29 protein-coding genes and 1 tRNA gene are annotated in these 25,734 nt (G+C 58.5%); 4 read left to right on the top strand and 26 right to left on the bottom strand.

Features of this window, described 5'->3' with window-relative positions; translation table 11 throughout:
* Window positions 1-417 precede the first annotated feature (417 nt).
* The 26 genes from E0E29_RS00475 to E0E29_RS00350 all read right to left on the bottom strand — a co-directional run bounded on the left by E0E29_RS00475 (window position 418) and on the right by E0E29_RS00350 (window position 22,644).
* Window positions 418-1,161, bottom strand: coding sequence for a DNA-methyltransferase (locus tag E0E29_RS00475; RefSeq protein ID WP_207303548.1), 744 nt, complete (start codon window positions 1,159-1,161; stop codon window positions 418-420).
* Window positions 1,151-1,744, bottom strand: a complete 594-nt coding sequence (locus E0E29_RS00470) for a hypothetical protein (protein WP_130848151.1) — start codon at window positions 1,742-1,744, stop codon at window positions 1,151-1,153. The genes E0E29_RS00475 and E0E29_RS00470 overlap by 11 nt, the downstream gene beginning before the upstream one ends.
* Window positions 1,741-2,520 (bottom strand): DUF7768 domain-containing protein, encoded by a 780-nt coding sequence (locus E0E29_RS00465; protein WP_130848150.1) that lies wholly within the window; start codon window positions 2,518-2,520, stop codon window positions 1,741-1,743. Before E0E29_RS00465 ends, E0E29_RS00470 begins: the two co-directional genes overlap by 4 nt.
* Complete coding sequence (locus E0E29_RS00460; protein WP_242622320.1) at window positions 2,517-3,062, bottom strand: LbetaH domain-containing protein; 546 nt, start codon at window positions 3,060-3,062, stop codon at window positions 2,517-2,519. Before E0E29_RS00460 ends, E0E29_RS00465 begins: the two co-directional genes overlap by 4 nt.
* Window positions 3,063-3,160: 98 nt before the next feature.
* Window positions 3,161-3,904, bottom strand: coding sequence for an adenine nucleotide alpha hydrolase family protein (locus E0E29_RS00455; protein WP_007491757.1), 744 nt, complete (start codon window positions 3,902-3,904; stop codon window positions 3,161-3,163).
* The gene (metK, locus tag E0E29_RS00450) at window positions 3,901-5,052 is read right to left on the bottom strand and encodes a methionine adenosyltransferase (RefSeq protein ID WP_130848148.1); all 1,152 of its coding nucleotides are present in this window, start codon (window positions 5,050-5,052) and stop codon (window positions 3,901-3,903) included. The genes E0E29_RS00455 and metK overlap by 4 nt, the downstream gene beginning before the upstream one ends.
* Complete coding sequence (locus E0E29_RS00445; protein ID WP_130848147.1) at window positions 5,042-5,446, bottom strand: DUF3846 domain-containing protein; 405 nt, start codon at window positions 5,444-5,446, stop codon at window positions 5,042-5,044. Before E0E29_RS00445 ends, metK begins: the two co-directional genes overlap by 11 nt.
* Before the next feature lie 16 nt (window positions 5,447-5,462).
* Window positions 5,463-5,987 (bottom strand): gamma-glutamylcyclotransferase family protein, encoded by a 525-nt coding sequence (locus tag E0E29_RS00440; RefSeq protein WP_130848146.1) that lies wholly within the window; start codon window positions 5,985-5,987, stop codon window positions 5,463-5,465.
* A 7-nt stretch (window positions 5,988-5,994) separates the two neighbouring features.
* The gene (locus E0E29_RS00435; protein ID WP_130848145.1) at window positions 5,995-6,246 is read right to left on the bottom strand and encodes a hypothetical protein; all 252 of its coding nucleotides are present in this window, start codon (window positions 6,244-6,246) and stop codon (window positions 5,995-5,997) included.
* Complete coding sequence (locus E0E29_RS00430) at window positions 6,243-7,214, bottom strand: amidoligase family protein (protein ID WP_130848144.1); 972 nt, start codon at window positions 7,212-7,214, stop codon at window positions 6,243-6,245. The genes E0E29_RS00435 and E0E29_RS00430 overlap by 4 nt, the downstream gene beginning before the upstream one ends.
* Window positions 7,211-8,362: a DNA (cytosine-5-)-methyltransferase gene (gene dcm, locus E0E29_RS00425; RefSeq protein ID WP_130848143.1), complete on the bottom strand. Its 1,152-nt coding sequence runs from the start codon at window positions 8,360-8,362 to the stop codon at window positions 7,211-7,213. Before dcm ends, E0E29_RS00430 begins: the two co-directional genes overlap by 4 nt.
* Before the next feature lie 14 nt (window positions 8,363-8,376).
* On the bottom strand, window positions 8,377-8,676 hold the full coding sequence (locus tag E0E29_RS18525; protein ID WP_242622319.1) for a hypothetical protein: 300 nt from the start codon (window positions 8,674-8,676) through the stop codon (window positions 8,377-8,379).
* A complete protein-coding gene (locus E0E29_RS00415) occupies window positions 8,666-9,598 on the bottom strand; it encodes a ParM/StbA family protein (RefSeq protein ID WP_130848142.1) in 933 nt (310 codons plus the stop codon). The genes E0E29_RS18525 and E0E29_RS00415 overlap by 11 nt, the downstream gene beginning before the upstream one ends.
* Window positions 9,595-9,963, bottom strand: coding sequence for a hypothetical protein (locus E0E29_RS00410; RefSeq protein ID WP_130848141.1), 369 nt, complete (start codon window positions 9,961-9,963; stop codon window positions 9,595-9,597). Before E0E29_RS00410 ends, E0E29_RS00415 begins: the two co-directional genes overlap by 4 nt.
* Before the next feature lies 1 nt (window position 9,964).
* Window positions 9,965-10,384, bottom strand: a complete 420-nt coding sequence (locus E0E29_RS00405; protein WP_130848140.1) for a synapsin-1 (Synapsin I) — start codon at window positions 10,382-10,384, stop codon at window positions 9,965-9,967.
* On the bottom strand, window positions 10,381-10,878 hold the full coding sequence (locus tag E0E29_RS00400; RefSeq protein WP_130848139.1) for a hypothetical protein: 498 nt from the start codon (window positions 10,876-10,878) through the stop codon (window positions 10,381-10,383). The genes E0E29_RS00405 and E0E29_RS00400 overlap by 4 nt, the downstream gene beginning before the upstream one ends.
* Entirely contained in the window at window positions 10,875-11,771 is an 897-nt protein-coding gene (locus E0E29_RS00395; RefSeq protein WP_130848138.1) for a ParB N-terminal domain-containing protein, read from the bottom strand. The genes E0E29_RS00400 and E0E29_RS00395 overlap by 4 nt, the downstream gene beginning before the upstream one ends.
* Complete coding sequence (locus E0E29_RS00390) at window positions 11,771-12,142, bottom strand: single-stranded DNA-binding protein (RefSeq protein WP_130848137.1); 372 nt, start codon at window positions 12,140-12,142, stop codon at window positions 11,771-11,773. The genes E0E29_RS00395 and E0E29_RS00390 overlap by 1 nt, the downstream gene beginning before the upstream one ends.
* Before the next feature lie 80 nt (window positions 12,143-12,222).
* Entirely contained in the window at window positions 12,223-17,400 is a 5,178-nt protein-coding gene (locus tag E0E29_RS00385) for a SpaA isopeptide-forming pilin-related protein (RefSeq protein WP_130848136.1), read from the bottom strand.
* Between the two features lie 146 nt (window positions 17,401-17,546).
* Window positions 17,547-18,281, bottom strand: a complete 735-nt coding sequence (locus tag E0E29_RS00380; RefSeq protein WP_130848135.1) for a class D sortase — start codon at window positions 18,279-18,281, stop codon at window positions 17,547-17,549.
* A 35-nt stretch (window positions 18,282-18,316) separates the two neighbouring features.
* A complete protein-coding gene (locus tag E0E29_RS00375) occupies window positions 18,317-19,225 on the bottom strand; it encodes a hypothetical protein (RefSeq protein WP_130848134.1) in 909 nt (302 codons plus the stop codon).
* Window positions 19,226-19,299: 74 nt separating this feature from the next.
* Window positions 19,300-20,190 carry a DUF3991 domain-containing protein gene (locus E0E29_RS00370; RefSeq protein WP_242622318.1) on the bottom strand — a complete coding sequence of 297 codons (891 nt, stop codon included), beginning with the start codon at window positions 20,188-20,190 and terminating at the stop codon, window positions 19,300-19,302.
* 133 nt (window positions 20,191-20,323) lie between these two features.
* On the bottom strand, window positions 20,324-20,770 hold the full coding sequence (locus E0E29_RS00365) for a translation initiation factor 2 (RefSeq protein ID WP_130848132.1): 447 nt from the start codon (window positions 20,768-20,770) through the stop codon (window positions 20,324-20,326).
* A gap of 343 nt (window positions 20,771-21,113) precedes the next feature.
* A tRNA-Leu gene (locus E0E29_RS00360) sits at window positions 21,114-21,200 on the bottom strand.
* 71 nt (window positions 21,201-21,271) lie between these two features.
* Window positions 21,272-22,279, bottom strand: a complete 1,008-nt coding sequence (locus E0E29_RS00355) for an XdhC family protein (RefSeq protein WP_130848131.1) — start codon at window positions 22,277-22,279, stop codon at window positions 21,272-21,274.
* 2 nt (window positions 22,280-22,281) lie between these two features.
* Entirely contained in the window at window positions 22,282-22,644 is a 363-nt protein-coding gene (locus E0E29_RS00350) for a winged helix-turn-helix domain-containing protein (protein ID WP_165449752.1), read from the bottom strand.
* 249 nt (window positions 22,645-22,893) lie between these two features.
* Between E0E29_RS00350 and yqeC the strand changes: the two genes are divergently transcribed.
* The 4 genes from yqeC to E0E29_RS00330 are packed head-to-tail and all read left to right on the top strand — an operon-like array spanning window position 22,894 to window position 25,725.
* Window positions 22,894-23,631, top strand: a complete 738-nt coding sequence (gene yqeC / locus E0E29_RS00345) for a selenium cofactor biosynthesis protein YqeC (protein ID WP_130848129.1) — start codon at window positions 22,894-22,896, stop codon at window positions 23,629-23,631.
* On the top strand, window positions 23,625-24,443 hold the full coding sequence (gene yqeB, locus E0E29_RS00340; protein ID WP_130848128.1) for a selenium-dependent molybdenum cofactor biosynthesis protein YqeB: 819 nt from the start codon (window positions 23,625-23,627) through the stop codon (window positions 24,441-24,443). The genes yqeC and yqeB overlap by 7 nt, the downstream gene beginning before the upstream one ends.
* Window positions 24,422-25,465, top strand: coding sequence for a selenide, water dikinase SelD (selD, locus tag E0E29_RS00335; RefSeq protein ID WP_130848127.1), 1,044 nt, complete (start codon window positions 24,422-24,424; stop codon window positions 25,463-25,465). The genes yqeB and selD overlap by 22 nt, the downstream gene beginning before the upstream one ends.
* Window positions 25,462-25,725 carry a putative Se/S carrier protein gene (locus E0E29_RS00330; RefSeq protein WP_130848126.1) on the top strand — a complete coding sequence of 88 codons (264 nt, stop codon included), beginning with the start codon at window positions 25,462-25,464 and terminating at the stop codon, window positions 25,723-25,725. The genes selD and E0E29_RS00330 overlap by 4 nt, the downstream gene beginning before the upstream one ends.
* Window positions 25,726-25,734: the final 9 nt, after the last annotated feature.

The raw sequence follows: 25,734 nt of genomic DNA, 5'->3' as shown, positions 1-25,734 counted from the left end.
CTGCGGTTCTGCCGCAAACCTTCCGCCCGCAGGCGGCATTGGGGTCAGGGGTTTCCCCTGCAAGCGCGCAAAATGTACATTTGCGCTATGCTTGCCCAACGCCGCCCCAGGCGGCGTTGGTTAGGCCCCGCCGAAGCGGGGCCTATTTTCAAGCGGTAAGTGGATTATGATCATGGCGGGCAGAGCCTGCCAGCTCCATGGAAAAGAAAAATCACCGCTCTGGACCAGAGCGGTGACGCCTACCTTGCAGGCTGGAATGCTCAATATTCCTCTGACATGATTATCTCCACACAAAGGTGTCTATGTTAGCACCCTGAAGGTTAAAAAATCCGGGCAGGGTGTCTAATGCGACACCCTGCCCAAACTACAATATACTACCAGAAAACTCATCAAGGACAATCGGCAGACAGTACACCGTCACACACCCTGGGCCAGTTCCCGCTCAATCCGTTCCTTGGACAGGGCGGCATAGGCATCCGTAACCTCAATGCCGGTGGCGGAGTAACCCTCCAGCACGGCAGCCAGCACCGTGCTGCCGGAACCGGCAAAGGGGTCCAGAATATGTCCGCCCGGCTCGGTGATCTTCACCACATCCCGCATGAGCTGCAAGGGCTTTTCCGTCAGGTGGATGCGGTTCTGGGGATTGCCATACTTGAATACGCCGGGCAGACAGGGGACAGGTCTGCTGATAGGCATATCCCCGTTGGAACCCCAGACAATGTACTCAGCCTGCTGGCGGAAACGGCCCTTCTGGGGACGGCTGTTGCCTTTGTCCCAGACAGCGGTACCGCGCCAGATCCACCCCGCCCACTGGAGCGCATCAGTGGCTGCGGGGAGCTGCCGCCAGTCGATAAACATGCACACAGGGGCACCGGGTTTACAGACCTTGCGGGCGTCATAGAGCCATTCAGCGGCCCAGCGGGTCCAGGATCGCTGATCCTTGGAGTCGCCGTCAAAGGGAGGGGGTGCGCTTTCCCCCATGCTGGAATATTTCTTGTCGGTGGACTTGTTTTTCTCCGCCTGGGTCCGGCCCCCAGAGGCATAGGGGGGATCGGTGATGACCGCATCGAAGGTATTAGGGGCAAACTCGCGCAGGACCTTCAGTGCGTCGCCGTGGATGATCTCCCAGCTGGGATGAATCGCAGTGATGTTATCGCTCATAGGCATGTTTCTCCTTCTTTCCTTTGGATTGATCTTGGAGCGCGGACAGTTCCGTCTCCACATATTCGCTGATGATACACAGCGCCTCATGGTAACTGTGGCAATTCCCTCCGGTGATGCGGTCGCACATCTCTTTGGCCTGGTCACCCATGCCATGCTCCCGGAGGGTTCTGGACGCTGCCCCCATCAGGTTGAAGATGTTACCGTCTTGTTCAATCAGCGAACAGTACGGTTTCGCTCGCACCTGCTGGTTCGGCTGATCCAGGAAACCACCCAGCCGGTTGGGTACATAGTCGGACAGCCAAGTACCGCCGAACTGGCTGTGTGTCTGAATCCGCCACATCGCAAGCTTTCCTACATTCAGCTGAACCCCCTCAAAAGAGAACAGCAGGTTTGTGAGACCGTCGTGCTGGAATGTGGCCGCATGTTCAAATTTGGTGCCATTCAGCAGGATTCCTTCCTGAGTAAGCAGCTCGTTGATGCCATCCACCCATTCCAGAAGGTCGCCGCCGCAGCCCTGGAGGATCAGCCCCTCCTCATCGGTCATGTGCCGCAAGTCCTCCGTGGTCTTTTCTCGGATCATTTGACCTCCTCGCGCTTGGCGCTTTTCTTTCTTCTGGGCGAAGTACGTCCCTTCGTTTTCAAATCGGTTACCACTGGGATATCCAGTTTATTGGCGCGATGGATCTCCGCCCACATCCCTTCCGTGACCGGTCCATAGACATTGACCTGCTGGCACTTTTCTACCAGCCGAAGGCCCATCTCCCGTGCGGCCTGATCCTGCACCGGATCGCCCGGATCTGCGATGGGTGGGAACATGAGATGGGGGCAGACTGGGATGTCGCCCGCCTGAAAGACTTCCTGGGCTTTCTGTCTGGCGAACTCAATGTTTTTCTCTACCTCACCTCGGAGGGGCGCGCAGATGTACACCAATTTGGGCCCGTGGTCTTTTGCCGGGACTTGAATGCGAAAAGTCTCCACATAGTCGCTGGCCATTCGCCGGAGCTGCCGGTAGTCCTCCTGGGAGGGATGGTAGGCATACCAATCGATCCGGTCACCATCTACCCAAATATGCGGATCAACGCCATCCCGCAGGTAGGGGTTGTTGGGGATCTTCTGTTTTCCCCATACATCCTTGAACCGAAGAGTCAGCTTGTCCACCACACCCTGATTGCTGTCCAGCAGCGTCAGACGAAGAGCTGCATAGTGATCCGCATGGCCCAGTGTAACAAATTCAGCCCTCACCTGACGGTTTCTGTCCAAGCCACCCAGGCAAGCACGGCCTACAAAGACCGGATCATGGATTACAGCCCCGTCCGCAAACAGTTTACGGAGTTCCTGCTCAAAAAAGTTGCTCATCTGCTCATCTCACAGCCTTTCTGTTTCTTGGTGGGAGAAGGAGCTGGCTGTTGAGGAGCCAGTTCGTCTCGGGACGAATCCCGGATCACAGAACGGTTTTTCCCGCTGATCACCAGGGTGTCCAGTGTATCGTTGCGGATTTCCTCACCGCTGATCACCAATGCGCTGCCTGTCAGACGCACATCCCCGGATACTTTACCATAGACCGCGCAGTGGCCGGACAGAATGGGAACGCCCATGGTATCCTTGTCATTGAGGATCATGGAAAAACCGGAGGCCCTGGCAGAGGCGCTGAGTACAGCGCCGCGTATATAGGCATTGTCCTCTACCCGCGCATGGCCGGAAAGGACAGCGCCCATAGAGATATAAGCGTTGTCGCAGACGACCGCCTCTCCGCGCAGAACAGCCCCCTTGTCAACATAGGCGTCATTGCAGGCAATGGCATCGTCAAAGATCCATGCGGTATCGTCCGGCTCAAAGGAAAGGTTGCTCTCGCTCTCCACGAAGCCACCTAAATCACCGGCTCTGACCTCCGCACTCATATCTCGGAGTGCCCGGATACGATGAAGAAAGGGATACTTTTCGTGCGAGATCTCCGTGATTTCATATTTCTGATTGCTCGTTGTTCTCATCTCCTTTTTTATGCAGCATTTTGGAACAGACTCTCCTGCGCATCTTCCAGACGGAACTCCGCGTCAATGTCAGAGAAGGTCTCGCTGCGATTGAATTTCTCGCTCACCTTGTTGGGCAAGGCCTGCAGCTCTAACATCCGTTCCCACAGGTTCGGGTGGTAGTCATAGAGATGGCGCAGTTCTTTTCTTTTGGCGTTAGGGCAGAACCAGCAGCCCCCGCGGGTTGTAAATGTGTAGACAGGCGAAAGCAGCCCTGCCCGCTGGCAGAGCTGCTTTGCGTCTTCCTCTGTGCAGTTGTACTTGTCCAGTAAGGAGACCCGGTTCCCGGCCAATCGAAGCAGCCGTTCCTGCTCGTCCTTGGCGATCCCAATATACTGAACTGTGTCGGGCGGCAGCGTTTTTTGGTATCGCAGGATCGGTTTCAGCTTGCAATCTCTCTGAACAGCGCACCGTCCACAGATGGGAAAAGAACGCAGAAGGCCCTTCTTGGGACCGCGGGTGATTTTGCCTGTGAAGAGATCCACATACGTTTTCTCACTGCGCAGGACGGTTACCTTCACACCCCTGCGTTCTAAAGCCGGAATGGCGGTAGTGTAGATAAAATCTCGATGTTCCGGCACCTCGCCGGAGATCTCCTTGTCGAACATGACCTCACAGTATACTGCCTCATCCAGAGGCTCCCCATGTTCCAGCGCCAGTAATATGGTGGCAAGGCTGTCCTTACCAAAGGAACAGGAGGCAACATGTTTCAACGGTCCGACACACCTGCTTCCTTGATGCGACAGGCGTTGCACAGTACCTCCGCTTTGTCCGTCTGCTCCCAGGGAGCGTCCGGATGGGTAAAGTCGCCATAGTTGCAGAACTGAGCAAAGATGGGCTTGTCCAGTCCGAGGGTGTGACGCATCCCGGCGGGGGTTAGGTCAAAGACTGCCCGGACGGCCTGTTCCAGCACATCATCCCGGTATTCGCCGGTTCCTTCGGTATCCACGTTGACCGCCACAGGTGCTGCCTTTCCGATGGCATAGGCCAGAGTGACGGTACAGCGATCCGCCAGACCGGCAGATACAATGTTTTTTGCAATATAGCGGGCCATGTAGGCTCCGCTGCGGTCGACCTTGGTGGAGTCTTTACCTGACAGCGCGCCACCGCCGTGAGGTGCCAGTCCGCCATAGGTATCCACCATCAGCTTGCGGCCCGTAAGGCCGGTATCCGCCTCAAATCCGCCATAGACAAACCGCCCCGATGGATTGATCAGGATCTCCGTTTCCCCATCGGGAAGCAGCTCCTGCAGTGCGAGCTGGATCACATGGTCCATGAGTTCCTCCCGCAGCTGGTCCAGATCTTTCTCCGGGTCATGCTGGCAGGACAGAACCACCGATGCAAGACGCACGGGGATATCGAAGTTGTACTCCACAGACACCTGCGCCTTGCCGTCCGGACGTAGGCCCTGGATCATCCCGGTTTTTCTGGCGTTGGTCAGCAGCCGGGTGAGCCGGTGGGCAAGAATGACCGGCAGAGGAAGATAGGATTCTGTCTCATCACAGGCAAAGCCATACACGATCCCCTGGTCGCCAGCCCCAGTCTGGACTCCTTCCCGCACAGCGTGAGCAATATCGTCGCTCTGATTGTGGGTAATGACCTCGATCTCATAGTCCAGCCCAGTGTACCCAGCTTCCCGGATGGTCTGGCAGGCAATGGAGGGGATATCCGGCATGATCTTTGCCGAGATCTCTCCGGCCACCAGCACTTTGCCAGCTGTGGCCAGTACTTCGCAGGCCACATGGGCGGAAGAGTCACCCTTGAGACAGGCATCCAGAACAGAATCCGCGATGGTGTCGCAGAGCTTGTCAGGGTGACCCTCGGTAACAGACTCCGCGGTCAAAATGTATTTATCTCTCATGGTCAATTTTTCCTTTCTTTTTTATGTGTTGGTCGCCAACGATCCGTCCCTGTTCTCCGGTTGCCGCTCGCACAGGAAGGATCTGCACGTTGTCGTACAGGGACTTGTACCGCTGGAGCTGCTCATCCGTTAGGGAAACAAAGTCCTCCTGACCAAGCCCAGCGATGAAGAAGGTCCCGCAGATGATGTCATAGGGCAGGCGATCTTTATCCAGCAGCGGGCGGTTCATCGGCAGACCAAGGAGCTTTCCCTCAGAATTGCACACCAGGGCAACCGGCTCTTGGAACGGGTACACGGCTTCAATATCTCCGCCTACGATCCGCTGCATAGCTGCGAGACTATCGATCTCCTGCACACGGCAGGGCTTTTGCGGTTCTACAACTAATACTTTCATGTGGCGCTCATTCCCCCTATCGCTCTTTCCCACGTTGCTTCTTGGGCGATTTGGTCTGCCCGCCGCAGATACGGTTGAGTCTACTGCTCTCTTGATCCAGTTCCTTGGCACAATACTCCCACGCCTGTTTTAATTTGGACAGTGGCAGTCCGTTCTGGCGATAGCCCTCCCGAATGCCCTGGTAATAATATTCCGAGGGCAGGGCGGGAGAGCGCCACCGATCCCCATCCGTCATCACATAGGCCATGACAGTCAGCTGCCGCCCCGCATTATCCCGCACAGCAACAGACTCTTTTTCGTATAGGTGGGGATATCCCTCATAGAGATCGAGAGACCGCTCACAGCCTGGTGTGATCCGCCAAAGCAGGCCATGGACCTGCTTACCTTCCTTGGGCTTGATGGTGGCAACGCCATTTCCGCTTGCGTTGCCACGAAACAGCAGTTCATATCCCTCCAGCACGACCGGCCCCACCACCTGGGCCGCGGGACAGCGGTAGGCCATCTGATCCAGGTTGATGTTGCTGCCGTAGGCGAAATACAATTTATCTTCAGTTATGGTCCAACACCTCCAGCGCGCCGATCTTCGCCAGCGCCATGATCATGGTCTGCGCCTGTGCTTCTACACCGCAATCCGGCAGAATGCAGTCCTGATCCGTCATGCGGATGAAGTTGCTGCGAAGCTGCCAAATATAGCTTTCTGTGTCCGGAAACTCCGTGGGGTCAAAGGCAGCTTTCCGAAGCTGATCCATGATTTCTGTCCCGGTACCCTCGTACACGGTATCTTCAATGCGCATTTTCATCGTGCCACCTCACTGCTTCGGTTTTTCTTTTTCTTATTGACATCATAGCTGTCCTTGTCATAGCGCCATGCCCGATTCCCGTCCAAGTTGGCCAGAAGATGATCCCGCGTGTGCTTGAACTCCGGTCCATTCAACCCAAGGCGTACCAACCACACCCGGAAGGTGAACAGTTCGTTGTCACTTTGCGTCTTGCGCATGACGGTGCTGCGCTGGGCGATGGCTTGGGCCGATATGGCAAGGCACAGATTCACATAAGCGGCAGCCCGGCCCGCATGGAGAGTGGAGTTAAAACAGCGAAATTCCACGGTCCCTCGGTAAAACACAGAATGGAGATTGAGCGCATAGTACCGTGTCCAGTTGTAGTGCTCTGTACTGCCGTTGTCCCCCTCGTACCAGATGGCTTCCAGCTGTGTCAGTTTTTTGGTTTCTTCGGATGAAAGCTTGCGTGCCTTTTGCAGCATGGGTTCCCGTACCTTCTGACACCACCTGGAGGCCCGAGACTCATTGACCTGCAATGCCTTGAACAAAATATCCTCTTTGGAATACATGATCCCGATGAGATTTTTTAGCGACTGCCGGTTGTGGTTTGCAGCATCCACATGGATATGGATACCGCAGGAGGAATTGACTTTTCCTCCTGCGGTGCGGACACGGCGGACGCATTCCTGAAATTTGGGCAATTCCGCATAGGTCAGTTTGGGCGTGACCATTTCCACACGATACCTCGGATCTGAGGTGGAGGTGTATCTGGCACCCACTTTTTGTTCTCCACGGATACTACTATCGCTCATAAGCCGCCATTCTTTTCCCTCCCCATCCCGCACATACCAGCTGTCGTAGTAGTCATCGCCACGGCGAGGCTCCGTCCCAAAATAATCTGCCAAGGCTTGGGCCGCCTGTTCACGAGTGATTCCGGTCAGTTCCACTTCCACGCCGAAGCACTGATCTTTCAGCCCTATTTCACTCATGCTGCCGCTCCTCTCAGTTCCTCATCCACTGCCCGGATGCGGCGGCCAATGGCCTCGATCACAGTAACGGTGACGCTGTTTCCGGCCTGCTTGTAGGCCTGGGCATCTGAGGTGATAGCCAGGATCTTGTCGATCTGTTCTTCCGCAAATCCTTGGAGCCGAAGGCTTTCACGGGGCATCAGGCGGCGGATGCGTCCGCCGCGCTCCACGATACCTTGGATACAGCTGGTCTCCAGTGTGTGTGCGATATCCCGTCCTACACGCCCGCGGCGTGTATTGCTGCCCGCATATCCCAGGTCAACGGTATCGCCCACCATCGCCTCTTTATAGCCGCGCTTAGTCGCTTCTTTGATCAGCAGGACCCCAGAGCGTTCGCCACGGTGGTTACAGAGTGTCGTTTGACTATATCTGGCAGTCAGACACCTGGCATTTTCAGTCGGTGTCGGCCTGCCGATACACAGATCCACAAAACAGGACTGCGCCGAGTCAGGCTTCATCAGATACAGCCCGGTCTTTACCCCTTTTCCTCCGCCTCCGGCGGTCTGTGTGCAGGCGGCCCCTCCGGGGTCATAGACTCTTGAGCCCTGTGGGCCTCCGAGGATTTGTATAAGAGCTTTTCCGTCTGTTCCGAAGACAGGAAGTATTTTTCCGGCGCATCGGGGATCAAGATATCCGACAATGAACACCCGCTTTCGGACCTGGGGGACGTGGAAATCCGCGCTGTTAAGCACCATCCATTCCACGCGGTACCCCAAGTCATTAAGCGTGGCGAGGATGGCAGAAAACGTCCGGCCCTGGTCATGCGTAAGCAGTCCTGGAACGTTCTCAAGCAAAAGATACGCAGGTCGTCTGGCTTGAGCCAGGCGGGCAATCTCAAAGAAGAGAGTGCCTCTGGCATCTTCAAATCCCTTTCTTCGGCCAGCATTTGAAAATGCCTGGCAGGGGAATCCCCCGCACAGGAGGTCGAAGTCGGGCAGGTCGTTGGGGTCGATTTTTCTTGCATCTGGATAGTATCGCTCCTCCCTTCGAATATCATGGATGGCACGGTAGCTGGCGTCAGCGTATTTGTCGATCTCACAGTGACCCACGCACCGGAAACCTCCAGCCCGATCCAGTCCGGCCCGGAATCCGCCGATCCCGGCGAACATATCAAAATGGCGTATCAGGTGATCTCATCTCCTTCCTGCTGCAGGGCAAGAAGAAAGCCGAGGACATTCTCATCCATGTCCTCGGCCTGTGCCTGCTGGCTTTTTTCTGTTGTCAGATCCAAATTGCGCAACTCTTCCCGAATCAGCCCACGGATGGCAGACAGGAGGGCATCCTGTTCATGGGCTTTACACACCATCCGACACACAGCGTCTGTCCGTTTCCCGGCAGGAATGGAGCTGAGAATGTGCCATGCATCACGCTGTTGGGGTGATGTCAGAGAAAAAGAAAGGTTGAGCCGCCGCTTACCTGCCATTGCCGACACCCCGCGACATCTGCCCCACAAGGCGCTCATATCCTTTAGCGTTCAGGGATACGTCATCCAGGATAAGCGGGCGGCACAGGCCGTCTGTGGCCGAAAGGTGGCGCTTTAAGAGCGCCGCTCCGCCGCCCAGGAAAATGGCGGGCATGGCTCGGATGTCCAGGCCGCTCTCTGTGACTGCCGAGAGCAGATTTCGGGCGTACTTGCCCGCCTGGGCATGGATGACCGCTCTGATCCGCTCGTCCATCCCGCCGGAGCTGCCCCGCAGGGCGCTTTCGATCTGAGCGGTCGTCATGGACAGTCCGAACAGCCGGCGCACCTGTTCGCTGATTTCATCGACACAGCGGATCATGCCCAGTTCCAGACTCCGGCAGGAGGCAGCGTTGGGGATGCGGTTGTCCAGCCGCATCAGATCCACCGTCCAGCCGCCTATGTCGGCCACGATGACGGACGGCTCGTCCAGCAGCTCCGTCTGGGTCAGGACGGCAGCATAGCCCTGGGGAAACAGGGACACTTCTTGGATGGTGATGGTATAGTCCTGCCCCTCATAGCGAAAAGGAATGGCGCTCCCATCCCGGTATAGATACGAACGGAAGGACTTCTTGTCCCGGCCAAAGCTGGTCAGGGGCAGGCCCGCCGCCAGGTGGATGCTGGCGGTGTGCTCCGCACCCCGGTGCTCCAGCTCTTTGGCGATGGCTGCCAGGGTAAGCAGATAGTAGTCCTCCGTCTGGGTCTTATCCCTCTGAAGGGGCTGACGACCGCTGCCCACCACATAGTATCTGCCGCCGTACTCCAGTACATCTTTCTGGGTGTACGGCTCGTGTTCGTACTCTACTAACCCGGTGGGAAAGGAGAAGTGGACAGTTTTCATGGCTGCATAGCCATGATCCACGCCGATCACAATTGCATCATTCATCTGGTATCGTGCTCCTTCCGATCATGTTGTTTCTGAGGATTTAGATGGTAGTTTTGCAGTATTGCTGTGTACAGCTTTTGCTCAAATGCCCGATATGCCGGTGTGGTGCAGTCGATAGGGAGAAGGACGGCCCGTTGGTAGCAGGTTCCAGGCACGATCTCCCACCGAACCGCATGGAACTGATCCGCCAGCAGATAGCGCATGAGCTGGTGACCGTTCATCATTTCAAACATCCCGCGGGAGTCATCATAAGGGAACTGCCCATACAGATCAAAGCCTGTCAGCTTTTGGGCCGTAAAGTATAGCTTGAAACCGCCAGGGTCCAGTTCTGGGGCGATCTGCTCATAGAATGTCTTTGCGTCCATCTCAACCAGCCCTTCTCCACTTGTGGGCCAGCCGTTCCAGAACAGTCAGCCTGCCGGACACTTTCCGTGCCGAGAGATCCAGCCCATTCATCTGGCTCTGGATACGGCGACGGATCTGTTTGAGTTGCCGTCTATCACCGCAGCCCTCCAGCACCACATAGCTGCCTTTTCCGTTGGCCAGCACCTCACGCCGTCCACTCTCATCCCGGAGACTGGCCATGAGCCGCTGGCCCAGGCGTTTGCGGTAGCTGTCCTGGAGGGCCTCCATATCCCCGCACACGCCATGTTTTTTCAGGATCGCGGCGATCTCGCTGGAGTGGATCTCCATTCCCTCGAACAACGCCTCCAGGATCTCCTGCTCCGCCTCTGGCGGCAGTCTGGGCGGAGCAGTCGGCTTGGCACCCGCGTTTTCCCGGTTCATCGTTCTGCCTCCTTTCGCTTCTTTTGAGGGGAACGCGGTGCTTTTGCAGGCTGCGGATCACCGCGCCAGGTTTCCGGGGCCATGGTGTTGATATGGCGGAGCATATCCCGCACGTTTGCACAGGTGAATTCCGGCTGTTTAAATCCATGGCGCTCCGTGTAGATGGTCCACTTATGGGTCTCATGGGGACTGTCCCGTATGACCACAAAATATCTCCCGTTGCGGTCACCATGCAGCGGTTCAAACCGCACATCATCATAGAGCGGGCCGGACAGCGGGCAGTTGTTCTTGAACCAGACATAGTAGTGGTCCAGGATATAGGGGTCGGTGATCCCCACGACCACCTTGCTCAACTTCTGGAGCCGTCCGGCCAGCGCGTCATCCTGGCAGAACCAGTCATACCACCCGGCCTCACACTGAACGGCACGATCTTTCGAGGAAAAATCCCCGGCACGAAACCGCTCCTGCCACTGGCGGACACTCATTTCCGTCATAGCGTCCCCCTTTCCGGCAGGAGGCGCTCCATGAGGTCGGCAATGGTCCGAAACACTTCCGCCAATTCACGAGACTCTTTCACCGTATCTTCCATCTCGTCCCTGGTCATGCGGGTGCATTTAGCCCAGATCCGGACATTTTCCTCTGTGGGGTCCAGCAGGACCGCCTTTTCATACGCCTTGCAGAAGACTCCGGCGATCTTCCCCTCACGGTCGATCTCCGCGTCCTTTTCCTGGATTTCCTTTTTTGCTTTCAGGATGTCCAGCGCCTCCTGGGCGGCCTGCTCCCGCTGCTCCTCTGGCAGATCCTCCACCTGCTTGGTGATCTGGTAGCCCTGATTGATGGACAGTTCCTTCTTGTCCAGCGCCTGCTTGACCGCTGCGGGGGCGTGCTCGTCGATCTGCATCACCTTGCCCATGGTCCTCTCACCCAGTCCAACGGAGTCTGCCAGTTCTTTGCGGGTGTCAACAGGAACGGAACTTTCCGGCAATGTTGCCGAAAGGTCAGTTCGCGTACCCTGGTTTGCCTTAGCCCTGGCTTCGATCTCCGGCTTGAGCTTCAGGGCGATCTTACCCAGTTCCCACTTGTCCAGGTTGCGGCGGCCCTTCTGGGTATCCAGCGCCCACTGCTTGGCCTCCAGCAGATTGTCAAAGGCGAACACCAGCATCTGATAAGGCAGGCCGTGCTTGTCGCACAGGGATTTTCGGTTATGCCCGTCGATGACGACCAGATCCTCATTGACGATGATGGAGGTATAGCACCCATTTTTCAGGAGGTCCGTCTCCAGCGCGCCGAGCTGCTCCTCGCTCAAAGGTGGGAGCAGCTCGGCCATCTCAGGCAGCACAACAGGGGTGTGCTCTGTGCTGCTATAAATGATCCCAGTGTTCTTCATCAGGCGGCCTCACACTCGGACTGGTTCTGCTCGGCAGCGGTTGCCTCCTCTGCCCGACGGGGGGAGAGGAGCTCCACCTCCGCAGCCTTGATCAGGAAGCCGGGCTGGCGGGTGGGATCGTCAGAAAAAGTGATGGTCTCGAAGTCGCCGGAGGCGGCCAGCTTGCAGCCCTTCCAGGCATAGGCAGCACAGAACTCGGCCAGTAGGCCGCGCACCTTGATGGAGATGAAGTCGGTGAGCCGGTTGCCCTCCTGATCCTGATAGCGGCGGTCCGAGGCGATGCGCAGGATGGCATAGGGCTTGCCCGTGGTTTCGTTCATCTTCAGCTCCACATCATTGGTCAGATTTCCAGTGGCAGTGATCTTCAACATCGTTCATTTCTCCTTTTTTATTAGAATCGTTGGTTGTAAGAAAGAGGGGGACTCACAGCTTCTGTGAGTCCCCCAAGGGCTTAATACCCCGTCCGGGGCAGGGTGGGAATGACAGGTTTGCCGTACACCGTGGTCACCCAGCGGCTGACAGCCTGCACCCACTGGCCGTTGTAGACGCCGCCCACGTCAGCCACATTGACAAACGAGGTGGAGGCCAGGTTGGCCACGGCGGTGCAGTGGAGGTACGGCTTTTCTACCTGGGCAAAGCCAGCAGGGGTCTGTCCAAAGACGAACATGACCTCTGTGACCCGTTCATTGCTGGCAAGGCCCAGTGCGGTGGCCGAGGCAGCCAGGGTGTAGTTCTTGCTGGTGGACAGGTTGTCTGCCAGGGTCCGATACTCGCCACCGTTCACACGGTAGGTGATCTTATAGGTGCCGGGGAAGTTATAGGTTCCGGTGACCACCGTATCCAACCGTACCTCTGCGGGAAGGGTATCGCGCCAATAAAAGTTGTCCAGCCGGACGTTGGAGTTGTTGGCAATGCCGGAGAACGTATAACGCACTGGCTGGCCCGCCATGATCTCCTTGGGGCCGGTTTTGGCAATGGACACGCCGGTGGTCAGGCTCTTGTTGGTCACCTCAAATTTGACGATCTGTCCCTCATGTTCCAGATAGGCGGTGAGTTCCGTTTCATTTACGCCGTAATTGGCCGGAGCCTTGACCTCCCGGATGGTATAGCGGGAGAGAGGCAAAGGTTTGGACACGGCCAGCCCACGGCTGTCGGAGCGGATGGTGTCTACCAGATTACCCGCTTTATCATAGATCTCAAACACGGCCCCCTCCAGCAGTGTTCCAGCAGGTAGGCCGTTGGTGGGGTTGTAGTCGGCGGACTTCTTGATAATCTGGATCTGGCCTGTGATGGCCCGGTTTTCCCAGGTGATTTCCGTGGTCTCGCCCGGTTTGATATAGACGGTTTTCAGCTGTTCGTCTACGATATAGCCCTCGTTCTCCAGCTCCCGCAGATACACCTTGCCGGACAGCTCCAGGGTGTCAATGTAGGCGTATCCGTTCTGATCGGTGGTGAACTGATCCACGGGATTCATATTGCCGTCGTAGAGGAGGAAGGTCACACCATAGATTCCCTTTCGGGTGGCGGCGTCGATTTTGTGTAACAGAATACCCGAAAACGCCTTGTTGGTTACGGTCTTGCGGGTGGTCTCCCCATCCTTTACGGTGAAGTAGATGGGTGAGGGGTCCAATTTGAAGGTATCCGGGCAATCGGTTTCCACTGCATAGTAGTTGTCAGCCTCCAGAGGCAGAAACACTTTTCCATCCTTCCCGGTGGTCACGGTATCCACCAGAGCGTCATCGCTGACGCGGCGGATTTCAAAGGTGACGCCGGAGATGGTTTCTGTTTTGTCTGCTTCATTGACTTTGGTAAACTCCACACCGCCCACCGGCGCATTGTAGAAATAGAGCTGCTGGGTATCGTCCGGGTTGACCACCACCGTCTGGCTCTGGGTGTTGGGGTCGATGGTGTATCCAGGGATGCTTTCCACTTCGGTTACTACCACTGTGCCGGTGATGCCGGAGAGGATGATCTGCCCCTCCGAATTGGTCCAGTACAGCCCATTGGAGGACAGTTTGCCGCCCTCGTCCGGCAGGTAGGAACCGTCCGCATAGGTGATCTTGAACTGCACCCCCTCCAGCGGGGTCTTGTCCTTACTGGACAGTTTATGGATGATAAGATTTCCCAGGGGTTGATTGCGGAACTCCACTGTGACGGTCTGGCCTTCCTTGACCTGGACGGTTTGGGGCGTATCGTCCAGCAGATAGCCCGGCTTGGCTCGGGTTTCCTTGATGACCAGCGTGGTCCCAGGTTCTACCCCTTCCACCAGGAAAGTGCCGGTGCTGTCTGTCACGAACTTGCCGTTGGCGTCGCCCACCACAGAGCCGTCCGATTTTGTCACCAGGAACTCCACATCGGAGAGCGGCGTGTTATCTGCCGCCGATACCTTCTTGACCAGAACAGCTCCCTTGGGGGCGTTAGAAAAGTAGAGAGTCACAATATCCTGGTCTTTCCCGGAAATGTAGAAGGACTGGGGCGCGGCGTCGATTACATGGCCGCTGTCGCTCTCCAGCTCCTCGCAGATGTAATAGCCTTTTTTGAGCCCGGTGACGTTGAAAGAGCCGTTGGCCGAAGTCGTGTAAGTGCCGATCACAGTGCCGCCGCTGCCGCTGACCTCGCCACCCAGGTATTTCAGCTGGAAGCGGCAGCCGGAGATCCCAGCTCCAGTCACGCTATCCTGCTTGTAAACCACCAATGCAGACAGGGGCGTGTTTGGAATAGTTACAGTCTTGTTTTCGCCGCCCTTGACGTAGACCTCTGTAACAGGGTTATCCGGAAGCTGGTAGCCGGGGGCTGGCTTGGTCTCTTTGATGGTCAGCCAGCCGTCCTCGATGCCCTCCAGGATGATCTGACCCGCCTCGTCTGTCTGGAAGGTCCCCAGGTCCCGCTGCTCCCCAGTTTCCGTCTTATTGCTGGACCATGTGATGTGAAACTCGGCGTACTGGATGGGGTCATGGGTGACGGAGCTTTCTTTCTGGATGGTGACGGTGGGCCGCTTGTGGTTTTCAAAATACATATCCCGGTCCCGATTGGGATAGAGGGTGACTAACTGGGGGTCTGCATCCGGGAGGTAGGGAGACGGGACGGACTTTTCAATCACCTCGTACACCCCGGGCATGAGGTTGGAGACAGTGGCAGAACCATCCGGCCCAGTGGTTACTTCGGCCACAGAATGTCCGTCCGCGCCCTTCACCAAGAACACGGTGCCGGGGACCGGCGCGCCGGTATCGGCGTCGTGCTTCCAGATGGTCAGGTTGGGCCGCTTGTCATTTTGCAGACAAATCGTGGCATCTTTACCGGGGAACAGTTGCACATGATACTCTGTGGGGTCCAGGATATGGTCCGATACTGTGGTAACCTCTTGCAGGGAATAGACGCCAGGTTTCAGACCCTCCCAGGTGATCTCTCCTGTGCTGGAGGTGATGCGATCCAAATATCGAGAGTCGTCCTCGAGCTTGGACAGTCGGTAGGTGACGCCGCCCAGGGGTGTCCCATCCGCACTCTCTTTGTATAGATGCAGAGAGGGCAGCTTGGAATTGGTGAACACAAATTGGGCCTGGTCACCGCCGTCCAGGTGGATGATCCGCTGGGCATCGTCTACCACATAGCCGGGGCACTCCAGTTCCGTTACTACATAAGTGCCCACGGGGAGCTTGGAGAGGTCGATGGTCCCGTCCTCGGAAGTGGTGTACTCCTCCGGCCCGAAGCTGCCATCCACTGCCTCAAAACGGAATCGGGCGTTGGCGATAGGCTGGGAGAGGTCGGAACTGTCTACCTTGATAAGATGGATGCCGGGCAGGCGGTCATTGAAGAACACCAGGTCTTTGATGCCATCTCCAGCCTCCAACTCCACCTCCTGGGGAGTGGTATCCAGCACATGGCTGTCTCCGCCTGTATTCCGTTCCTCTACCCGGTAGGTGCCGGGCTGGCAGTTGGTGAGGAGGATCTGGCCAAACTCGTCCGTCTGAAAGATGCCCAGGCTTTCGGCGTCCCGGAAAATCTCGAAGGAGACATTGGGCATGAGCTCCATGCTGCCTCGCTCATATTTGGTAATCCGCAGGCCGGGCAATTCTTGGTTGATAATCGTGGCGGTGGATTCCTCCCCGGTCACGACCGCCACGGTCTGCACCGTGTCCGTGTCCGCGATCCAACCCTCAATGCCAGCCAGTTCCCGGACCTCCCAGCCGCCGGGGGCCAACTCATCGAAGACGATTACGCCATTATTGGTCTGGCCTGTCCGGGTCTCGCCAGTCTCGATGTGCTTAATCTGGATGGTGACGCCGGAAAGAGCGTCACCGGTGTCACTCCGCTTCTCCACCCGCAGGGAACCATAGGGGGCATTCCAGAACGTCAGAGTGGCGGTCTTGTCATACTCCACATCCGCGTGCTGGGTGCGCTCCTCCGGGAGCAAGTGATACCGGGGCGGAATCTCCTCGGTTACGGTATAGTGGCCCTCAAGGGTCAGGGGGATTACCACGGTTCCGTCCGGGCCGGTGGAGAAGGAGCCTACCTTGCGTCCCTCCGGGTCATAGATGGAGAATACAGCCCCTTCCAGAGGGAGCTCGGTCCCTTCCTCCAGCTTCACAATCTTTAGGGCCGTCTCGTCCGGGCCGGGTTCCCCGCCGTCCGCATAACTGCTGATGGCGGCCACATCCAGCCGCACATTGTTGTCCAGGTCGCAGATGTAGTTTTGCAGTTCGCCGTACTTGTCCTTCTCCTGGCACACAGCGTACATGGCAGCATACTGGGCTACCGGTGCGGAAAGGGAGAGCTGCACATTACCGGACTGTCCCTCCACACTGCTGGCGGGATAGAGCACCTTGAATGTGCCCGCGTAGCCATCCGAGGTGGGCTGGGTGGTAACGGCGGTGATCTCGTTGTTGTTGGCATCCACGATCTTTGTGCCATCCGGAACACTGCCGGGATCAGAGAACGATACGGTCACATCATAGTCGTACACCCAGGTCTCGCTCCAGACAGTAAATACCTGTTGCAAGTATGCCTGGCCGTCGATGGTCACGGGGTAGGCCGTAGACTTGTCCTCTGTGACGGTCATCCGGGGAGAGAGCATATAGTTGTAGGTCGTACCCCGCTTATAAATGTCCTTGGCAGCGGCTAGGATGCGATTGCCAATGTCCAGTTCAGAGCCGGTCAGGCCGGGGGCTACCTTCAGATTGGCGATATTCCAGTTGGGGAGCAGGTAGCACCAAAGGGCCATTTTGGTGGCGTAATATGCCTGATATTTGTTGTCCAGGTTTAGCTCCCCCAGGCTGCGGTGGGGGTAGCCGTTGGAGATGATGCCCACCACCTTGGGGTCGCTGGCCTTTTCCTCGGCCAGGTACTTGATGCTCTCACCAGGGCCTACACTCTGCGGGACGCCGGGGGTGGTGGGGTTGACGCAGTAGGCTGGGGACTCCTTTGTTGTTCCATCATTGGATTCGTACAAAAAGTAGGTGTATGTCTGTTTTTTGACTGCTCCATTGATAGAGAGATAGCCCAGTTCATAGTCTCCATTGTAGATGTTGACTTCGCCCAGGGCTTCTTCCACACTGTCTGCGGCAAAGACCGATGTGGACAGGATGCCAAGCAGCAGGATACAGGCCAAAAACAGGGATAATAGTTTTTTCATAGCGCCTCCTTTAATAATGGGCGGAAAGAGGTGTTGAACAATACGTTGCTCACCACCTCTTTCTGAACATGATTTAGTTGAGATTCAGAAGAAGTAAAGAAAAAAGCGCAGTGTGTTTCCTTGTGTTGAGAGAAAACGCACTGCGCTTAAAGTTCTACGGCCCGGACGCACCAGCGGTATTCCTGCTGATCACGGACACAGGTAAATAGGGTAATACGGTTGTCGGTGGTAGAGGCTGTGTCGCTGGTGTCTGTCTCCAGTACCTTTTCCACGCTGACTACCTGATAGGTCCGTGTGCCCAGCTTGGTGGTCCAGGTGATCGAGTCCCCTGGCTCCAAGGTATGCAGGTCTCCAAAATCATCTCGGACCCCGCGGTTGTGACCCGCAATACAGCAGTTGCCGTCCCAGACACTAGTGCCAGGGAAATGACCGGCCCCTTTAGCCAGAGTGTTGCTGTCTGTCCCTTCGTAGACCTTGGTAGACAGGCCGATGTCCGGGATCTTGAGTGTCCCCAGGTGTCCGCCGGAGTAGTAGAGATCGCTGGTGACGGCGGTATAGCCGACGTCCTGGCCAGAACTGTCCCCATTTCCTGTGTCGATCACAGGATAGTTGACGCTCCCTGTCTGGGACACCAGCCCGCCGCCATCCAGAGCGCCGGGGATGAGATTGGGCGTCAGAGGGTCGCTGCTGCCGGGGAGGTAACTGGTAGGTGTGCCAAATCCAGGCGGGATCAGGGCGGTGTTTTTACTCCTGTCTACATTGGGATCTTCCCATTCGTAGATGGTGTCATCGCTGGTAGGTCTGCCGAACAGGTAATCGTCTGGGGCCTCCATGGTATATTCCAGGGCGCTGGCCTGGCCCACACACAGGGCGCATAACATGGTGGCCAGCAGAAGTGCTCTTAGCTTCAGTTGAATCAGCTCCTTCCTTTGTACCGCTTGAACAGGAAAACCCCACCTGCAGTCAGTAGGAGAACCGCGCCGCCGATCAGAAGGGGCTGTTTGATGTCTATATCTGCCGTGGCTCCGTTTGAGCTTTCGCTGGAAGGTGTATCTGTGGGGGCCGGGTCTGTCTGCTCCTCGGGAACCTCCATGCTGCCGAAAATGGCGGTATAGGTCAACACAGAGCAGTTGGTTTTGGAAACTTGGCCGGTATAGTCTGCCGTAACAGTGTAGCCGGTAGCATAGGTGCTGCTGGTGGTGCCGGTATATTTGGCAGTGGCGGTATAACGGGTAACAGCACCATCCGCCCCGGCTTCACTGGTCTCGGCCCACTGGACGTCTGCCAGAGTCAGGCTTTTCCCATTGTCCTCAATGCTCTTTGGAATCAAAGATAGATCCGCTTCCGAGAGATTGGGATAGGTGCGGGTGGCGGAGAGATCCTTTGTCCGGGTAGCATAACCGTCTGCCGTTACCTTGACAGTGGTATGATCCAGTGTCAGCGTGCCGGTATAACCGTCCTCTGTGGTTACTTCCATCTGCGGTTCCAGACTCTGGAGGATCTTCTCCATATTGTTGGTTTCACTGGCCAGAGTTTTGGTCTGGGTGATGGTCTGGATGTCCACCCCAACCTCGTCCTTCCGCGTCATATCCAGCAGATAATAGAGGCGGCCATCCCGCTCAAAATCCTCGGTGGGAATCTGGGATGGATCATCTGCCAGGGACAGCTGATACACTTTCTTGATCCTAGGGCTGTCTCCCTCCATATACTCCTCCACCGATGTGGGGTAGTAACTGGCACTCTGCTCCGGTTCAGCGGCCAGAGCAGGGACAGATGCCGCCAGGAGCAGGGTCAGGGCGCACATCGTGGTCAAAATGCGTTTCATACTGGATTCCTCCTACAACAATTTTTCTTTTGATTTGCCGGAAATCATATTGTTATTTCTTCTTTGGGAAATTGTCACCCCCTTTCCCGGAGCACATTTCGTTGCAGCAGATACTCATTCCAATCCTTTCCCTGTTGCGGAAGTTGTTGAGACACCTCATAGTCCTCTGCGGAGAACATTTCTCGGAGCTTTTGGGTTGCCTGCTGACCATGTTCATCGTTATCCAGGCACAGAATAATCCGGCGTATGTGTGGGTTGTCTCGCAGATAGGTTCGCAGTCCTCCTTCGTACAGCCCACACAGTGCCACCGCGTTGGAGGTTACTTTCCGGTGCAGGGTGCAGAAGCTCATCAGGTCGATTGGGGCCTCAAAGACAAAAACTGCATCATGCTTCTTGCTGCAGTGAAGACGAAATGCGATGTCCTTATTGCTGCCAGGGACATCCCCCTTAAAGCTGCTGCCGTTCCAATCATAGGTTCCTCGTTGATTGGCAAATACCGGCGCTCCTGATTGGTCCCGGCCAACAAAGACACAGTTGTGATGTTGGGCGTCCTCGTACAGCAATCCAGCCTCCACAAAGCCCCGGATCACTTGGGGTGCGATCCCACGCTTGCGGAGATAGGCAAACACCCTTCGGTGATCCACGTTGGCAGGTGGGAGGGTAAAGGGGACCTTTTCCTCCTTTTCCTTGGTCTGCCGCGGAGTGCTCACCGGGGGAGAGTCACGGGCGCGGCCATGCCAGGTCAGCAGGTACTCCACGGCCTCCGGGAAACTTTTGTTATAGAACCGCTGGAGGAATGTGATGGCATCTCCGCCGATGCCCTCTGAATAGCGGAACCAGGTACGTCTGTCCTTGATTCGGATGCTGTCCATCTCCTGCGTGGTGTAGTACCTGCCGATCCGCTTCACCTGGTAGCCCAGGGAGATCAGCAGATCCGGAAGGTCCGTGTCTCGGACAGTGGCCATTTCAGCCTCTGTAAAACGAGTTTTTTCTGACGTTTGTATCATGTTCACCCCCCTTCTAGGAAAAACAAAAAAGGGGCCGGAGGACGCATCTGCTTGCGATGTGTCCTCCGGCCCCTTGCTTTGACTCCTTGTGTTATTGTTCGATGTCCGCTGTGTCTCTCTCCGCCTCTGTGCTGGCCTCTCTGGCGTCTGGGGTGGTACCGGCGGCTCCGTTGTCCTCCGGGGCTTTCTCGGTGCTCTCAGGGGCCTCCTGTGGGGCCAGGCTGGCTTCAGCTTCCGCCAACGCCTGCTCGATCAGGCCCAGGACGAAGTCCCGCTGGGTGAGCTTTACGCCGGTCCGAGCCGTTTCTCTGGCCAGGTGGGTCTTGATGCGCTGGAAGAGTTCCTCGGGAATCTGGAATGCCATCGTTCTGCTGCCTGTCATGTTGATTCCTCCATTCTCATCTTTCATCTTGTAGTATTCAGTGAGCAGTGCTGCGATGTACTGGCTGGTAGTCATCTCCAGGCGGTCTTTTTCTTCTGTTACCCGGTTGTGCAGGGCGATGTCGATTTGAGCGCATAGGTTTTTCTTGTCTGCCATGGTCGCTCTCCTTTCCTCGTTTTGCAACGCAAGTATATCCAAAACCATGGCAGAAAGCTATTACCAAGACCACCAAGGAACCAAGGACAAAGCAAGCAATACCACCAACTGAAACAGCTACGTAATAAAAAGAGAGAAGCCCCCGTTGGCAGTTCGATTTGAACTACCAGCGGGGGCTTCTCTCGCTGTTTTCTCTTTGCTCAGAGGTTCGAATCACACCACATCACGAAAATGGCCTTTTGCATCTCCATCTCGGTTGGTGCTCGATTTTTCCCTCTAAAACGGCTGAAACCCTTGCCGCAGCAAGGGTTTCAGGGGTTGCATCTTTTTCAGCAACCTTAGTTGGTGCGCGAGGCGGGAGTCGAACCCGCACGCCCTTGCGAGCACTGGCACCTGAAGCCAGCGAGTCTACCAATTCCACCACTCGCGCAAGTGGTTTGGCGTTTTTTGCCTTCGTGTTACTCAACGCAAGAAGTATATTACCATAGGCACGGGGAGATGTCAACAGTTTTTTTCAGATTTTTTCGACAAAGCGGGAACCAGTGCTCCGCGGGCCCGGAGCTGGACCAACTGGGCGGCCACGCTCAAGGCGATCTCTTCCGGGGTCTCGCCTCCCAGGGGGAGCCCCACCGGCAGGACGATGCGGTCCAGAGCGCCCTGGGAGAATCCCTCGGCGGCCAGGGCGGTGCGGAGAAAGTCCCCCTTTTTCCGGCTGCCCAGCACCCCCAGAAAGGCGGGCTCCACCGGCAGAATGGCCCGAAGGAGGATGAGGTCAAGATTATGACTCCGGCTCATGAGGAGGACGCAGTCCTCCGGGCCGGGCAGGTCGTCGAGGGCGAGGTGCTCCAGATCCCGGCAGCGGACCTCCTCCGCGCCGGGAAAGCGGTCCGACCGGGCGAAGTCCAGCCGGTCGTCCAGCACGATGCAGGCAAAGCCCATCCGGGCCAGCAGGGAAGCAGTCTCCACCGCCACGTGGCCGGCTCCATAGAGAAAGACCCGGCAGGGCCGGCGCAGCTCCAGCCAAAAGGCAGGCTTGCCGCGGGGGTCGGAGACCAGTCCGGCGGCGCCTCCGCCCGCGCCCTCCGGCCGGCGGTCCAGAAGCCGGGGAGGGCCAAAGCCCTCCCACAGCAGGCAGCCCGTCGCCCCGGCGGCCAAACGGTCCGCCGCCCCCTCCAGGGCGGTCAGAAGGGCGCCGTCCCCGGCGGGGAGGGCCTGAAGCCATAAGGTCACGTCGGCGCTGTGGCGCTCACGGGGGACCAGTCCATCGTGCTCCAGAGAGAAGGAGACCGGTCCGCCGCCGCCCTGAGAAAGACGCTCCAGGGCCAGTTCCCGAACGCGGGCCTCCAACAGTCCGCCGCCCACGGTGCCCAGGGCGGGAACACTCGGCTCCGCCAGCAGCAGGGCGCCCGGCCCCCGGGGCGCCGAGCCGGTCCGCTCCGCCACCCCGGCGAAGGCCAGGCTCCGCCCCAGGGTCAGCCGGCGGACAGCCTCCCGCAGCAAGTTCTCCATATTCACCCTTCTATGGCCAACTGGGGCAGCAGCTCCCGAAGGAGCCGTGTCCCCTCCTGGTCCATGCGCCGCTCCAGCTCCCGATAGCCCGCCAGAAGGTCACGCCCTTCCTTGGTGAGCCGTGATCCGCCGCCCCGACGTCCGCCGGCCTCACGCTCCAGCAGGGGGAAGCCAAGGGCCTGCTCGCAGGCACGCAGACTGGTCCAGGCCTTGGAATAGGCCATGTCGGCCTCCGCCGCCGCGGCCCGCAGGGACCCCAGACGGTCGGTGGCCTCCAGAAGGGCGGCGGGGCCAGGTCCGAAGCATTTCTCGCCGCCGAAAAAGAGCCTGAGCGTCATCCGAAGCTCCAGTGCCAGTTCTCCCATGGTACCGCCGCCTTTCATGTTTTGTTACCTGCATTATAGCGGTTTGACTTACAGGATGCAATATGCTATTCTAAGGATAACGACTCAACATTTATGGGAATGCAACATATAAAGTAAAAGATGAAACCGGTGTTTCTGCAAGAACATACGTCATGTGTTTGCGGACCAAAGGCCGGAAGGCGCCGCTGCCCGGTCTTTGGTTTTGTCACCCTGTCATTATTCTGACAAAAAGATAACGGAGGGATACCGATGGAGCTTCTGGAGGCCCTGGCGCTGCCGCCGGAGGGTTGGACCTGCCTGGTGGGCGGTGGGGGCAAGAGCAGCCTCATGCTGCGCCTGGTAGAGGAGCGCATCGGGCGGGGCCTGCCCGCCCTAGCCGCCACCACCACCCACATCGGTGTGGAGCAGGGCCGGGCCGCCGGCCCCCTGGTGGGGACCCTGGAGGAGCTGGAGGCGGCCCGCCGGGCGGGGCTCGCTGCCTGCGCTGCCGGAACCGAGCCGGAGACGGGCAAGCTGATCGCTCCGCCGCCGGAGGTGCTGGATCAGGGACTGGCCCTCTTTGGGTTCGGGGTGGCCGAGGCCGACGGAGCCAAGCGCCTGCCCATGAAGGCCCCGGCAGGCCACGAGCCCTGTCTCATCCCCGGCTGTGCCGCCGTGGTGGCGGTGGCGGGGCTGTCCGCCCTGGGCCGTCCCATCGGGGAGACCTGCCACCGGCCCCACCTGGCCTGTGCCCTGCTGGGGGTAGGGGAGGAGACCATTGTCGCCCCGGCGATGCTGGCCCGGCTCCTCACCCACGAGGCGGGACAGTTCAAGGGGGTGGGGGACCCGAAAAAGTTCCGGGTCCTCCTTAACCAGGCCGACGGCCCGACGGAGCTGGCCCTGGCCCGGGAGACCGCCCGGGTCATTCAGACCTGTCTGCCGGGCACCCGGGTGGTGGCCGCCGCTCTTCGAGAGACCGACTGTGTCAAAGAGGTGTTTTCATGCTGATCGTTGTAAAAGGAGCGGGAGACCTGGCCACGGGGATCGCCTGCCGGCTGTTCCGGGCCGGGTGCTCCGTGGTGATGACCGAGACCGCCCAGCCCACCACGGTGCGCTGCACCGTGGCCTTCTCCCAGGCGGTTTATCGGGGGACAGCGGAAGTGGAGGGTATCACCGCTGTCCTGGTTCAGAGCCCTCAGGAGGCGCTGGACTGCGTCCGGGCGGGTAAGGTGGCGGTACTGGTGGACCCGGAGGGGACCTGTGTCCCCGCTCTGAAGCCCGATGGGGTGGTGGACGCCATCCTGGCCAAGAAGAACCTGGGCACCGCCCTCGCAGACGCCCCCGCTGTGGTGGGGGTGGGTCCCGGCTTTACCCCCGGGGTGGACTGCCACGCCGCTGTGGAGACCCAGCGGGGCCATGACCTGGGCCGGGTGCTGTGGGATCGTTCCCCGGCCCCCAATACCGGCACCCCCGGCGACATCGGCGGCTATACCATCGAGCGGCTCCTCCGGGCGCCGGCGGAGGGGAGCTTCGTCCCCCGGGCCGCCATTGGTGACACGGTGCAGGCGGGGCAGACCGTGGGCCGTGTGGGGGACGCCCCCATGAAGGCCCAGATCACCGGTGTGGTCCGGGGCCTGCTGCCGGAGGGGACGCCGGTCTTTGCCGGCATGAAGGCGGGGGACGTAGACCCCAGATGCCGCCGGGAGCACTGCTTCTCCGTCTCGGACAAGGCCCGTGCGGTGGGCGGCGGGGTTCTGGAGGCCCTCATGTGCCAATGGAGCAAGGGAGGAGAGATACAATGGCATCGGACATCCAACTGACCAAATTGGCCGAGTGCGCCGGCTGCGGCGCCAAGGTGGGGGCGGGGGTCCTGGCCCAGCTGCTGGAGGGCCTGCCCACCCGCACCGACCCCAAGCTGCTGGTGGGCTATGACACCAGTGACGACGCCTCGGTGTACCAGCTCTCCGACGACCTGGCCCTGGTCCAGACGGTGGATTTTTTCCCGCCCATCGTGGACGACCCCTACCTCTTTGGCCAGATTGCCGCTGCCAACGCCATCAGCGATGTGTACGCCATGGGGGGGGAGCCCAAGCTGGCCCTCAACGTGATGTGCGTCTCCCCCCAGATGGACCGGGAGGCCGTTCACGGCGTCCTCCGGGGGGGCTATGAGAAGGCCTACGAGGCGGGGACCATTATCACCGGCGGCCACACCATCCAGGACAAGGAGCCCAAGTATGGCCTGGCGGTGTCCGGCTTCGTGCACCCGGGGCGCATCCTCCGCAACGACCGGGCCCGACCGGGGGATGTGCTCCTCCTCACCAAGGCCCTGGGCATCGGCGTTACCGCCACCGCCGCCAAGGCGGGGCTGGCCGACCCGGACCTCTACCGCCAGGCGGTGGAGCAGATGCGCACCCTCAACAAGACGGCCCGGGACATCATGGTGAACTTTGACGTGGGCAGCTGTACCGACGTCACCGGCTTCGGCCTCCTGGGCCACAGTCTGGAGATGGCCCGGGGCGGCGGCGCTACGGTGGTCATCGAGAGCGGGCACATCCCCTTCCTGCCCGGGGTGCGGTCCCTGGCCGAGATGGGGCTTCTCCCCGAGGGCATGTACCGCAACCGCCACTTCGCCGAGTCCTCCACCAAGGTGGAGGGGGAGGTGCCCCTGGCCATCCAGGACCTCCTCTACGACCCCCAGACCTCCGGCGGACTCCTCATCGCAGTGGCGGAGAAGGATGCCCAAGAGCTCCTCACCGCCCTGAGGGACCGCATCCCCTGCGCCGCCCAGGTGGGCTATGTGGAGGCCAAGCGGGCCGATTGCTCCATTGTGGTGAAGCCGTGAGGGAGACCTATCAGTTACTTGCCTTCGAGAGCACCCATGCCGCCATGGCGGCGGAACGGGCTTTGAAAACCAGAATGGCGGTGACGGTGATGCCCACCCTGCGGCAGATTACCGCCGCCTGTGGCATTTCGCTCCGGATCGAGGACGGGGATGGCCCGGTTCTGGATGGAGCGTTAAAGGACGGCCTGGTGCCGCCGGGGGCGTACCGGCGCTACCAGGTGGTGGACGGGACGCCCGTCCCGTGGAACGATAAACTGTGAAAGGTGGAC

Origin of the sequence: Intestinimonas timonensis (assembly GCF_900626145.1) — a bacterium.
In the GTDB taxonomy this organism is placed as follows: Bacteria; Bacillota; Clostridia; order Oscillospirales; family Oscillospiraceae; genus Intestinimonas; species Intestinimonas aquisgranensis.
This window is presented reverse-complemented; position numbering and strand designations above follow the sequence as displayed.